The 12,432-nt window shown below is 71.9% G+C and carries 8 protein-coding genes and 1 pseudogene; 5 read left to right on the top strand and 4 right to left on the bottom strand.

What is annotated here, in order from left to right:
- Nucleotides 1-9: 9 nt before the first annotated feature.
- On the bottom strand, nucleotides 10-3,333 hold the full coding sequence (locus tag ACFYWL_RS25135) for a BTAD domain-containing putative transcriptional regulator (RefSeq protein WP_386977144.1): 3,324 nt from the start codon (nucleotides 3,331-3,333) through the stop codon (nucleotides 10-12).
- A 198-nt stretch (nucleotides 3,334-3,531) separates the two neighbouring features.
- Nucleotides 3,532-4,401, bottom strand: a complete 870-nt coding sequence (locus ACFYWL_RS25130) for a hypothetical protein (RefSeq protein ID WP_386977141.1) — start codon at nucleotides 4,399-4,401, stop codon at nucleotides 3,532-3,534.
- 145 nt (nucleotides 4,402-4,546) lie between these two features.
- Here ACFYWL_RS25130 and ACFYWL_RS25125 point away from each other — a divergent pair, with 145 nt between their 5' ends.
- On the top strand, nucleotides 4,547-5,338 hold the full coding sequence (locus ACFYWL_RS25125; RefSeq protein WP_386977138.1) for an SDR family NAD(P)-dependent oxidoreductase: 792 nt from the start codon (nucleotides 4,547-4,549) through the stop codon (nucleotides 5,336-5,338).
- 30 nt (nucleotides 5,339-5,368) lie between these two features.
- On the opposite strand, the gene ACFYWL_RS25120 is transcribed toward ACFYWL_RS25125, so the two are convergent.
- A complete protein-coding gene (locus ACFYWL_RS25120) occupies nucleotides 5,369-7,600 on the bottom strand; it encodes a hypothetical protein (RefSeq protein WP_386977389.1) in 2,232 nt (743 codons plus the stop codon).
- Between the two features lie 258 nt (nucleotides 7,601-7,858).
- Between ACFYWL_RS25120 and ACFYWL_RS25115 the strand changes: the two genes are divergently transcribed.
- Entirely contained in the window at nucleotides 7,859-9,451 is a 1,593-nt protein-coding gene (locus ACFYWL_RS25115; RefSeq protein WP_386977135.1) for a beta-1,3-glucanase family protein, read from the top strand.
- A gap of 105 nt (nucleotides 9,452-9,556) precedes the next feature.
- On the opposite strand, the gene ACFYWL_RS25110 is transcribed toward ACFYWL_RS25115, so the two are convergent.
- Nucleotides 9,557-9,862, bottom strand: coding sequence for a hypothetical protein (locus tag ACFYWL_RS25110; protein WP_386977132.1), 306 nt, complete (start codon nucleotides 9,860-9,862; stop codon nucleotides 9,557-9,559).
- A gap of 193 nt (nucleotides 9,863-10,055) precedes the next feature.
- Here ACFYWL_RS25110 and ACFYWL_RS25105 point away from each other — a divergent pair, with 193 nt between their 5' ends.
- The 3 genes and pseudogenes from ACFYWL_RS25105 to ACFYWL_RS25095 all read left to right on the top strand — a co-directional run.
- Nucleotides 10,056-11,093 (top strand): methyltransferase, encoded by a 1,038-nt coding sequence (locus ACFYWL_RS25105; protein ID WP_386977129.1) that lies wholly within the window; start codon nucleotides 10,056-10,058, stop codon nucleotides 11,091-11,093.
- A 212-nt stretch (nucleotides 11,094-11,305) separates the two neighbouring features.
- Entirely contained in the window at nucleotides 11,306-11,743 is a 438-nt protein-coding gene (locus ACFYWL_RS25100; RefSeq protein ID WP_386977127.1) for a hypothetical protein, read from the top strand.
- A 124-nt stretch (nucleotides 11,744-11,867) separates the two neighbouring features.
- Nucleotides 11,868-12,044: pseudogene (locus tag ACFYWL_RS25095) on the top strand (IS5/IS1182 family transposase); the annotation flags it as partial.
- Nucleotides 12,045-12,432 lie beyond the last annotated feature (388 nt).

Raw genomic sequence — 12,432 nt, 5'->3', positions numbered from 1 at the left:
AGGGCCGGCTCACGCCGTCGCCGGGACGTACGCCGATTCGTCGCACCACGGCACGGCGCCGACCGCGCGGGCCAGCCGCAGCCCGGCGTCGCGATGCGCGGCGGCCACCAGCCGGTCGTCGAGCGTGGCGGCGAGTTCGGCGAGGGTCTGGTCCACCGGTCCGAGCGAGATCGAACCGCATTCCAGACCGGCGAAGCGCCCGGCCCACGGTGTCAGCTCCTGGTAGCAGCGCCGGGCTGCCCGAGTGTCGCCGAGCCGGGCCGCGACCTGACCGCGCAACGTCATCCAGTACAGCCACAGGTAGTCCGGGCGGATCGGCGCGTCCGGCCGCCACACCGCCCGGGCCGCGTCGTGGTCGCCGGCGGAGAGCAGGGCGTGGGCCAGCACGTCGTGAGTGTCGTGCGGCACCCGCGCGTGCACCTGCCGGATCTCGTCGATCACCTCGTGCCCGCGCCCGGCGACGCTGAGGACGGTGAAGCGGCCCATGAGGCCCATCGCCGCCGCGTTCGGGCCGCCGACTCGGCTCATCCGGTCGCTGACCTCCGTGTAGCGCCGGAACGCCTCGTCGAGGTCGCCCTGGAACAGGGCGCGCAGGCCGGTGAACCAGCCCATGACGGCGAGGATCAGGCCGAGCTGCGCGGTGGTGGCCTCCTCGACGGCGCGGTCGACGTGGTGGTGGGCCCGGTCGAAGTCGGCGTCGGCGAGCGCCGCCTGGTAGAGGATGTGGTGGGCCTGGCAGCGGTACGCGGTCAGCCCCGCCGCTTCGGCCGTCGCGAGCAGTTCCCGGCCGACCGCGGGCAGTTCGGCGCGGTGCGCGGGAGCGACGGTGACGAAGTAGCGGGCGTTGAGCGCGCGACAGAGCACCTTCGGGTCGTCCTGACGGCGGGCCAGCGTGAGGGCCTCCCGGGTGACCTCGTCGGCGCGGTGCAGGTCGGCGCCCTCGATCTCGAACGCGAGGGTGCTCAACAGCTGCGACCGCAGTGTCGGACGGTCCTGGCCGACCCGGTTCAGCTCCTGCTCCAGCAGCCGCACCAACGGCTCGTCGACCAGGCGGTCGGGCCTGATGGTCCAGGTGACCGGGGCGTCGAAGCAGATCAGCGCGGCGTGCACGGCCGCCGGATCACCGAGGTCGGTGGCCAGCCGCAACGCCTGCGCGCGGGCGGTCCGGGCGGTGAGCACGTCCCCGGCGAGCGCGCTGGCGGAGGCCAGGTCACGGTGGAGGTCCAGACGTGTCCGGTCGGCGGTGGCCGGGGCCAGGTCGACGGCGCGCAGCGCGCCGGCCCAGAGCGCGGCGGCTTCTCGCGGCGCGCCGAGGCCGGCGGCGCGACGGGCGGCGTCGACGAGGTGACCGACGGCGTCGGCGGCGGTCGACCGGGTGAGGGCCGCGAGCGCGTGCCGCCCCAGCGCCGCCACGTCGTCGGTGCGCTGCTCACGCAGGACGGCGAGGATGCGGCTGTGGATCCGGGCGCGGCGCAGCAGGGGAACGCTGTGGTAGAGCGCGTCGCGCATCAGGGCGTGGGCGAAGCGCACCCGCCCCGGTGCAGGCTCGACGAGCAGGCCCGCGGTCACGCCGGCTTCCAGGCCGTCGAGGATCGGCTCCTCCGGGCCGCCCTCGATCGCGAGCAGCGTGTCGACGTCGGCCTCCGCGCCGAACACCGCGGCGTGGCGCAGCACGGTGCGGGCCCCGGCCGGCAGCCGCGCCAATCGGCGGGCCAGCACGTGGCCGAGCCCGGCGGGAACGCCGTCGAGCGCCGCCGTCGGCCCCTCGGCCGCGACCAGTTTGGCCAGCTCGATGGTGAACAGGGGATTGCCCGCCGAACGTGCACCGACCGTCCGAGGTAGTTCGGGATCGGCGCTGTCCACGCCGTGGCGGCGCAGCAGCTCGGCGACGGCCTCCGTGTCCAGGCCGCCGAGTTCGAGGTCGACCGCCGGCACCCCGGCCAGCGCCGCCCGCGCCCCCACCAGGTCGTCGGTGACCTCGTCCGGCCGGTACGTCGCCACGACGAGCACCGGTGCCCCGGCGAGGGCGGCGGCGAGATGCCGAAGGATGCGCAGGGTCTCCCCGTCGGCGCGGTGAACGTCCTCGACCACCAGGAGCAGCGGTGCCTGGCCAGCCAGCCGGGCCAGGTAGGCGGCCAGCGCACGGCGGAGGTGGAACTCGCCGTACTCGCCGTGGGTCCCGCCGGGAATGTCAATGTCGAGCAGCAGGCGCAGGCCGCGCGCCTCCGCGTCGTCGAGGGGGAGGAGCCGCCGGGCGGCGGTGACCACCTCACGCCAGGCCCAGGCCGGCGGCGCGCCTTCCACCTGCGGACAGTTCCCGACGACCGGCTGCCAGCCGTCGGCGGTGAGGGAGTCGGCGAGCTGCTGTGCCAGCGTCGACTTCCCCGCCCCCGCCTCCGCGCCGATCCAGCAGATGCCGAGACCTGACCCGGTGGCGCGGGCGGCGGCGGCCCGGAGCCGGGCCAGCTCCGCCTCGCGGCCCACCGGGCGCACGGGTCGTGCCGCGGCGGTGGGGGCGGGCCGGGACGTGGCTGCGGGATCGGGATCGGATGGCGCGGGAGCGGCGGCCTCCAGGTGGGGGCTCTGGCGCAGCAGATCCATCTCCAGGGTCCGCAGTTCGCGGCTGGGGTCGATGCCCAGTTCCTCGGCCAGCGTGGTACGGACGGCGCGTAGCACGTCGAGCGCGTCGGCCTGCCGCCCGAGCCGGTAGAGCGCGACCGCGAGCAGCATGGCGGCCCGTTCCCGCAGGGGATGCTCGCGCACGTGCGGGTCGAGGTCGGGCACCACCTCGTCCGGCCGGTTCAGGTCGAGCAGGAGTCCGGCGCGCTGCTCGACGGCGCTCAGCCGTAGCTGGGTCAGCCGCTCGCTCTCCCGGTCCGCCCATGCCTCCCCGACGAACTCGGCGTAGGGAGTGCCCTCGTTCCAGCAGGCGAGCGCCTCGTCCAGGCTGTCGATCGTTGCGGCGGGTCGCTGGTCGGCGTCCGGCGTGACCGCCCGCAGCGCCGCCTCGAACCGCCAGGCGTCCACGTCGGAGGTCGACAGTCTCAGGGCGTAGCCGGGGGCCGCGGTGACGAGGATCCGGGCGGGGGTACGCGACGGGCGGTCCGGTTCCAGCACCCGGCGCAGGTTCGACACGTACACCTGGAGCGCCGCCTGGGCGCGTGGGGGCGGGTCCGAAGACCAGAGATCCTCGACGAGGCGGTCGACCGACACCGCGTGGCCGCCCCCGGCGACGAGGCGGGCCAACACCGCGCGCTGCCGGGGCGCGCCGAGGTTGACCGCAGCGCCGCTGCGGGTGGCCCGCACCGGGCCGAACACGCCGATCGTCGTCACGCTGTGACTCTAGTTGCGCGGGCCGGCTCCGAGATCCGGCGTTCGACGGTCCCGGCCGGTCCGGTCGGGTTCGGGACCGTGGCCGGGCGTCCTGAGCCGCGGCGCGGACTCGGGACGTCGCGGCAGCTCAGGGCGCGAGGGCCGGCTGAGCTGCCGCAGACGTCGACGGCCTCGGCCGGCCCGCTCCGGCGTGCCCGGTCAGCGGGTGGAGATGCCTCCGCTGAGCGCGTTCGAACTCAGGCCGGCCTCGGTCGAGACCACCACCACGTGGACGAACGCCGAGGGCATGTTGGTGAAGTGCCAGGTGCGTCGTCCGGTGTCCGGCGTGCCGTAGATGATCGCCCGGGCGACGCCGACCTCGGTGGTCGGTATCGGTGCGCCCCACGTGGGCCGCGGGGTCGGCAGCGCGGGGCCGCCCGGCGGGGTGGTCGGCAGTCCGGGATCGGTCGGGGTGTCGTCCGGTGTGGTCTGCAGCCAGCTCAGGTCGATGCGATAGTTGTCCTCCCGGACCGAGTTGTCGGTGAACGTGACGTCAAGGGTGCGCTTGCCGGCGTTGTACGTCGTGGACAGCGTCAGGTCGCTGGGCGGCGTCGGCTTGACCGTGTACTGCGGGCAGGACAACGGGGCGACCTCGGGCACGGGCTGGCTGCCGTCGGGCACGTTGTTCGCGGTGACACAGAACCGGTGCACCCCGGCCACCGGCGAACTCGGCACCGTGAAGGAGAAGCCGACGAAGGCGCCCCGTCCGGCGTGCCACAGGTCAGCCGGGCGCGTCACCGCGGGCGGTACGTCAGTCCCCGCCGTCACCTGCACCGGGCCCCCGTTGGGGTCGCTGGCCCAGCCACTGACCCGGACCGCCCCGCCGATGTACTCCCACGACTCCAGCGCGCCCATCGGGTACTTGTCGCTGCCCACGGGCGGAGGCGGCGGTTCGGTGGGGCTGTCATCGCAGGCCGGCGGCGGGTTGGGCACGTCGCAGTTGGGCCGGGCGAGCGCGGTCCCGGCCGCGACCGCGGTCAGACCGGCGCTGACGGTGAGCGTCAGGCCGATGGCGAGGAGTTTCTTCATGGTCGTAGCGGAGCAACCACCACTTGGTCCGGACTTGGCGTGGCGAATCGGTGGCGGCGTTTAGCCGCCGCCAAGCGGCGAAAGCTCCGATCGACCGGTGAGCCGGCACGCGAGGGCGCGGCGGCACCACCACGGAAGGAGCAACATGGGCGCCATTCTCGTCACCGGCTCGGTGGACGGCATCGGCCAACGAACCGCGGCGCAACTCGTCGCCCGCGGGCACCAGGTCGTCCTGCACGCCCGCGACGAGGAGCGGGCGGCGGTCGCCAAGGCGGCGCTGCCGGCAGCGGCCGGGATCGCGGTCGGTGACCTGCGTTCGATCGAGGAGACCACGGCGCTCGCCCGGTCGCTGGCCGCGTTCGGCCGTCTCGACGCCGTCGTGCACAACGCGGGGATCGCCCGGCTGGACGCCCCGGAGCGGGAGTTGACCGGCGACGGGCTGGAGTCGACCTTCCAGGTCAACGTGCTCGCGCCGTACCTGCTGACGGCCCTGCTGCCCCGGCCCGGCCGGCTGGTGTTCGTGTCGTCGGCAATGGCCGCACAGGGGGTGGCCGACCTGACGGACCTGCGGTACGACGTCCGGCCCTGGAACGGCGTGGAGGCGTACGCCAGCTCGAAGCTGCTGGACCTGGCGCTCGCGGTCGCCGTGGCCCGACGGTGGCCCGGCACCCTGAGCAACGCGGTCGACCCGGGCTGGGTACGCACCAGGATGGGCGGCGACGCCGCGCCGACGAGCCCCGATCAGGCCGCTCGGACCCAGGTGCGCCTCGCCGTGGGCACCGGACCCGACGCCCTGGCCAGCGGCCGTTACGTCAGCGAACGCGACTGGCGCCCGACGCGCTCGCGTATCGACCCGCTGGGGGACGAGTTGCTCGACTGCTGCGCGCACCTCACCGGCATCGACCTGCCGGAGGAACCGCCGGCCGCGCGGCGGTGAGCCGGGCGGCCGGCGGCACGCGGGGCGGCCTCAGCCGGGGGCGCCGAGCCGGATGTCATCGACGAGCTCCCGCACGGCCTCTCGGTACTCCGGCTCCATGTGGTAGCGCCAGTGGCGTTCGACCGGGGGCGGCACGGTGTCCTGCGACTCCACGACGACGCTGCGGGGATCCCGCAGCCGGACGTCGACCGTCCCGGCGGCCGGAGGCAGGTGGGGCCGGAGACCTGGGTCGGCGAAGATCGGGCCGCCGATCGGGTCGGTGTCGCGCCACAGGTTGCGCCAGCGCCAGCCGATCCGGTCGCCGATGTCGCGCAGCGCCTGCTCACCGAGGTAGGCCGGGTAGAGGCGGGCGTAGATGCGGTGCAGCGGGCTGCCGTGGGTCAGCAACGCGACGTGGGGCAGGGCCTCCGGCGGCAGTTGCAGGACGGTGGCGGCGGCCAGGACGGAGCCGTGGCTGTGTCCGGAGATCACCACCGGGCCCTGCGCGGCGAGCGCGGCGATCCGCCGGGCCAGCTCCGGTACGGCGCGGGCGGCGTAGCACGGCGGCGCGAACGGGTGCACGGTACGTGGCCAGAACGTGCCCAGGTCCCACAGGACGCCGACGAGCCGGCGTGTCTCCGGCGACCGGTACGCCCGGTAGCCGAGGATGAGCAGCCCGATGACGAGCAGGCTGATGATCCATATGCCGGCGTCGGTCACGTACGCGGTGAGCGCGGCGAGCGTGTCCTGCCGGCGGCTGAGGCGGGCGACGAGCTGGGTGGGGCCGATCCCGATCAGGTCGAGCGCGACGGTGGCGAGCCCGACCGACGAGACCACGAAGAACGCCACGAATGTCGGTCCGAGCTCGTCGGTCACGAAGGACCGGGCGATCGTCGTCCGGACCGCGTCGAGTCGTGGCGTCGCCTCGGCGGGCGCGCCGGGATAGTCCTGCTCGACCACGCGTCGCGCGTACGCCCATCGCCGGCGCCGGGCCAGGGGCAGGGTGACGGCGATCGCCGCGCTGACGACGAGCAGAGCGGCGAGCCCGGCCAGCGCCGCCCACCAGTACGCGACGGGTGGTTCCAGCGGTCCCAGGGCAGGTGGGTTGTTCCGGATCGGGTCGGGGATGCGACCCCGGTCGAGCTGGTCCGCGGTCCGGAACACGAGCACGGCCGTGTAGGCGGAGGCGACGGTGACCGACATGGCCGCGACCAGCGGTGTGCCGAGCCCTCCGAGCAGGGCGCGGGAACCGGCGGGCCGGGCGTGCTTGCGCGCGAGCGTCACCCCGGCGATCAGGACCAGCATCAGCCCCTGCGCCGCGACCAAGCCGGCGACGCCGCCCTCGTAGCCGGGCAGCTGCCCGACCGGCACGGGAACCTCCCACCGGGACACGGCGTACCCCAGGCTCGACACCGTGGCCACCGCGACCAGGATCCAGACGACGCGGCGCAACGGCCCGGCCCACCTGGCGGGGACGGTCACGGTCAGCAGCACGGCGCAGACCGCCACGAGTCCGGCGGCGAGGCCGAGCAGCCCGACGGCGACGGCGCTCCAGCTGCCGCGCGACACCGCGACGACGAGGCTGACGCTGACGGTGCCGGCACCGACACCGACGTGGACCTGGCGCAGCCACGACGTCATGTGTTCGTCGTGCCAGATCCCGGCGGCGGCCAGACTCCCCGTCGACTCCAGGAACCGCCCGCCCGGCTGAGCCGCGCCGAAGCCCTCGAAAGCGCTGGCCGATCGCTTCCCGACGGCCCAGAACACCCGCAACGCCAGCAGCGGGACCAATGCCAGCACGGCCAGGCGGGGGCCGATCGGCAACACCGTGAGCCACGACAGGTACGGTCTCCCGTCCCGGCACTCGACGTACGGAACGCACTGCCAGCCGGCCAGGTTCATGGTGACCCCGACCAGCGCCAGCGTGAACGCCGCGGTCAGCGAGCCGGCCAGCAGGCGGCACAGGCCGCCGAGCACGCCGCCCCGGTCCGCCGGTGTGGAACGCATCCACACCGCCAGGTTGCTCAGCATGAACGGCAGCAGCACCAGCATCGACGCCGTGCGCACCGCCACCCCGGCGGTCAGGGTGCCCCACCGGTACGCCTCCACCACCACCCCGGCAGTCGCGCCGCCGGCCGAGCCGAGCCCCTCCCGGACCCGGTAGAACCCGGCGTGCCGGTCGCCGGCCACGCGCACCACGATCGGATGGTCGACGATGGTCTCGGCCGACGCGCCGGACACCCCATGCACACGCAGCTCGACGGCCTCGTCGCCGCGTGCCATCCCCACGACCACAGAGTCACAGAGTCCATCCCCGCGCGCGGCCGAAACGGGAACAGCGCGCGGCCAGCGACGGCTTCCACCCTGCCTGGCAGGCACCGAACCACCAGAGCGGGCGCGCGCCCCTGCCGCATGATCGTCGCGTGGACGACGGACGGTGACGAGCCCTTTCCATAGGCGAACACCTATTGACAAACATTGTTAACAATTGGACCCTGCTGGGAGAGCGCTCTCCCATCCCGTCTCCAGCGAGGTGTCGCCATGCGTCTCCGAAGAAGGCTGCTTGCCGCCGCGTCCGCACTGCTCGCCGGCATCGCGGGCGCCGTCGTCGCCACGCCCGCCCACGCGGTCGGACCGGCGCTGCTCCCCGTCACCGTCACCAACACCACCGGCCGCAGCGACCCGGTCTACCTCTATGTCATCGGCGTCCAGCTGTCCTCCGGCCGGCTCGGCTACGTCACCTCCGGCGGGGCCTTCGCGCCGTGGACCGGCGGGCAGATCCCGCCGTCGCCCGCGCCGGACGTCTCCATACCGGGCCCCGGCAACGGCGGCAGCACCACGATCCAGTTCCCCCGTGGCTTCTCCGGCCGGGTCTACTTCGCCCTCGGGCAGAAGCTGAAGTTCTTCCTCACCCCGGACGGGCTGGTGCAGCCCGCGCCCTGGGCGGCCGGTGACGCGAACCGCGACATCCTCTTCGACTGGAGCGAGTTCACCTACAATGACTCCGGGCTGTGGCTCAACAGTTCCCAGGTCGACATGTTCGCGATCCCGCACGCGGTCACCGTGACCGGCGCCAACGGCGTCACCAGGCGCACCGGCGACGTGGTGGCCAACGGCCGCAGCGCGGTCATCGACGGGATCCGGGCGCAGCCGGGCTGGGCCAACACCGTCCACACCCGTTCCGACGGGACCGTGCTGCGCGTCCTCGCTCCGGGCAAGGCGGCCGGGGCCGGCCTGCTGAGCACCACCTACCTGGACTCCTACATCGCCTCCGCGTGGAACGCGTACACCACGAAGACCCTGACCGTGGTGCCCTTCGCCGACCAGCCGGCCATCAGGTACTACGGCCGCACCTCGGGCAACACCATGACCTTCACCAACGGCAGCGGCCAGGTGGTCGCCTCCTTCAACCGGCCCTCCTCGGCCAGCGTCTGGGGCTGCGACGGCGACCTGCCCGCGCCGAACGACCAGGTGGTCGGCCCGATCTCGCGCACGCTCTGCGCCGCCCTCAACCGGGGCACGCTCGGCACCATCGACACCCAGCCCAGCACCAACGCCGCCGACTTCTACCGCAACAACCCCACCAACCAGTACGCCCGCCTGATCCACGCCAACATGACCGACGGCCGGGCGTACGCGTTCGCCTTCGACGACGTCGGCGGCTTCGAGTCGCTGGTGCACGACGGCGACCCACGTTCGGCCGGACTGATCCTCAGCCCGTTCACCGGCGGCACCGGCGGCGACCCGACCACCGGGGTGCCCGTGGTCAGCACCTGGAACAACAAGTGCATCGACGTGCCGAGCTCCAACTTCGTCGATCGCGCGCCGTTGCAGATGTGGAACTGCAACAACACCAACGCGCAGAAGTGGACGTTCAGCGGCACGGCGCTGAAAAGCCAGAACAACAAGTGCATGGACATCGACGCCGGGTCCACGGCGAACGGAGCGGTGGTGCAGCTCTACACCTGCAACGGCACCGGCGCCCAGCAGTTCACCCTGAACGCCGCCGGAGACCTGGTCAACCTTCAGGCCAACAAATGCGTCGACATCAAGGACGCGAACGGCAACGAAGGCGCGAGGCTCCAGCTCTGGGACTGCGTGGGAACGGCCAACCAGAAGTGGCGCAAGGGCTGACCGGCCAACGCGACGGGGGCGGGGGCGCGAGTCGCCCCCGCCCCCGGCAGGAGGCTTGACGACCCGCCGCGAGGCCCCCGCCGGCGACGGTGGACCGGACGCAGCTCAAATGCCCGTGAACCGTCCTACTGCGACCATACCGGCGAGTAGGGCACGACGGTCAGGATGCCCCAAACCATCGCCGAAACCGAACGTACCGGCCAACTCGTTGATCAGTTGCGTCTTGTGAGCGACTCCGAGGGCGGTGTACGGTGGCAGCCAACACAAAGGACCAAACAATTTAACATCCATGATGGACGGCGGCCAGGCGCGTTTCTGCGCAGCTCTGGAAATCGCCTTTGTCTCGGGATTGTTCCTCTCATCGCGATTGAATGCACTGTCGTTGTGCCCCCACGGAATGTGTCCTTCCACGGGTCGGGTCGCGGCTCCTGCGGCAACTACCGCCCCTGGTCCCACAAGTTGGGCCTCGGGGCGCTGTACGACATCCGGGCGCGGCGCGGCGGTCACCTGAAGGCCATCGGCGCGCCACATGCGAAGAGCCGCAAAAGCGGCAGTCGAAAGGAGGAGGGGCGCGGACCAGCAGATGCCGTGCTCTGGACTGGAAATGGCAGCAATGAACGAAACACACCTGACGCCACTGCCGTTGCTGCAACTCAGTGGCGGCTTCTCGAGCTTCAAAACCTTCGCCGCCGCAGTGGAGTTGAGTCTGTTCACCCGGCTCGCCGACGGTCGGACGCTGAGCGTGTCGGAGGCGGCTGCCGAGCTCGGACTGCCGCATCGCCCGGCGGATCTGCTGCTCACCGCCTGCGCCTCGCTGGGACTGCTGGAGAGACGGGGCGACGGGTACGGAAACACCGCACTCTCCGAGAAGTTCCTGGTCGAAGGGCGCCCCTACTATTTCGGTGGGTTGGTGCGATTCTACGACAAGCGCGAGTACCCGGCGTGGGACCGTGTTCTGGACGCGCTTCGGACGGACAAGCCGACCGCGTGGGACCCGGAGGTCCAGGACTCTGCGTTCGTGGCCGAGGACGAGCAGATGCTGCAGTTGTTCTGGGACGCGATGCACTGCATCTCGACATTCACCGCCCGTGCTCTCGGTGAGGTCTACGACTTCGGCCGGCACTCCCGCCTGCTGGATGTGGGGGGCGGCTCCGGAGCGTTCCCGATCGAGCTGTGCCGCCATTACCCGCACCTGTCGGCGACGGTGTACGACCTGCCCTACGTGTGCCCGATCGCCGATTCGAAGATCGCCGATGCCGGACTGGGTGGACGGATCACCACGGTCGCCGGGGACTTCCTGCGCGACGCCGCGCTGCCCGCGGGCTACGACGTGATCCTGTACAGCATGATCATGCACGACTGGGGTGAGGACACCGACCGGGAACTGCTGCGACGCGCCTACGAGGCGCTGGCGCCCGGCGGTGCGGTCATCATCAGCGAACTGATGCTCAATGCCGACCGCACCGGTCCCCCCGAGGCCGCCCTGATGGGCATGAACATGCTCATCGAGACCACGGCCGGCAAGAACTACTCCGAGACCGAGTACATGACCTGGCTGCGGGATGCCAAGTTCTCCGACGTCCGTACCCTGCCGTTCGTGGCGGCCGGCGCGAACGGAGTAGTCATCGGCGTCAAGAACTGACCGGACGGCGACGACAGTCGGGGTGGCGGCGGCAACGGGTCGCCTGGCGCAACGCCGCCGCCCCTGTGCCGCCTCGACGTCACCGACCGAAGCCCAGCACTGAGCCATCTTCATCGTGTGTGGCGCTGTGGGGCAAGGTCACCAGGCCCGCGATGCGGCACGGCGGTCCTCTCGAACACAAAAGGATCTTGCCGCCCTGTAGCATGCCGCGCATGTATGCGCTCTACGCCTGGGGAAACTTCATCAGGGAGGTCGGACTCGACCGGCAGCCGGCCTGGCTCGACCCGGCGGTGCTCCGCGGCGAACAACAGGTCATCGACGAAAGCCTGATGATCGGCGACACCGACACGCTGCTGGTCGACGGTCCCGGCACTCTCTTCGAGATCGATGGCGACGACAAGAATCTCGTGCCCGGCAGCGCGCTCATCGGCCGCGACCTCAGCGGTGTCAAGTGGCGGGTCTCCCGCATCCGGGCAGCCACCGACGGCACCCGCGAGGACGCCCTGCGCATCGTCGCGGCGGTCCAGGAGGATGGCGACTTCTACGAGGAAGAGGAGCGGCACGAGTACAACTCGGTCCCGGTCGGCGAGATCGTCACCCTCTGGGAAGACGATCACGGCCAGTGGACGCTGGCCCTGGTCGAGCTCTGAAACAGGGAGCAGGTAGGCAGAGGCGTGTCGGTGCTCCGGGCAGGACGAAGCTCCCGGTAGGACAGCAGTCGGCCAAAGCGCACCGCCCAGCACGGCAGCTTCGTTGCTGACCTAACCTGCCAGCATCCCGCTGTGCACGCGCAGCCTGACCCGCCTGACCGAGCTGATCCGCGACCGACGCCGCACGCTCGACGGCCGCTGGCGCAGGCTGCCCCCGCAGCAGCAGCCGCAGCCGCTGATGGCCCTGGCCCACCTGCGCAACGGCGACACCCTCACCCGCCTAGCGGCCGGCTTCGCCGTGTCGGATGAACATTCGGTTCTCCCGCGTCATGAGAATCGCCTCGGAGCCGCTGCGATCACCTTGTCCGCGGCTCGACGATCGGCTGCAGATTGTCCCGGGCAGTGGGGGACGGAGCGGTCGATGCGCTCCGACTGGACCGAGCTTTCCGGGGCATGTGCTTCTGAGCCCTTTCCCCACCAGCGCCCACACGGTTCGTCCGGCTCCGGCGTGACCTGGCAGTCCCGCAGCAGCCCGGGGCGTTCAGCAACCTCGAATCATCATCCGTTGGCGACGAGGAGCGTGATGTAGCCGGTGGAGTACACGGATGTCGCGGCGTTTGGTCCGAGGGTGACGCGTCCTGCTGGCACTTTCTTGGCGAAGACGACGAAGTGGCGTTGGTCTTTGTCGT

It is taken from the genome of Micromonospora sp. NPDC002575 (genome assembly GCF_042889525.1).
Taxonomy (GTDB): Bacteria; Actinomycetota; Actinomycetes; order Mycobacteriales; family Micromonosporaceae; genus Micromonospora; species Micromonospora carbonacea.
The sequence above is the reverse complement of the archived record's forward strand: the minus strand, read 5'-3'. Positions and strand labels throughout refer to the sequence as shown.

Bases quoted from the DNA above. Each gene is read 5' to 3' on its own strand.
- ACFYWL_RS25130 (WP_386977141.1), bottom strand. From the start codon at position 4,401: ATGAAGAAACTCCTCGCCATCGGCCTGACGCTCACCGTCAGCGCCGGT.
- ACFYWL_RS25125 (WP_386977138.1), top strand. From the start codon at position 4,547: ATGGGCGCCATTCTCGTCACCGGCTCGGTGGACGGCATCGGCCAACGA.
- ACFYWL_RS25120 (WP_386977389.1), bottom strand. From the start codon at position 7,600: ATGGCACGCGGCGACGAGGCCGTCGAGCTGCGTGTGCATGGGGTGTCC.
- ACFYWL_RS25115 (WP_386977135.1), top strand. From the start codon at position 7,859: ATGCGTCTCCGAAGAAGGCTGCTTGCCGCCGCGTCCGCACTGCTCGCC.
- ACFYWL_RS25105 (WP_386977129.1), top strand. From the start codon at position 10,056: ATGGCAGCAATGAACGAAACACACCTGACGCCACTGCCGTTGCTGCAA.
- ACFYWL_RS25100 (WP_386977127.1), top strand. From the start codon at position 11,306: ATGTATGCGCTCTACGCCTGGGGAAACTTCATCAGGGAGGTCGGACTC.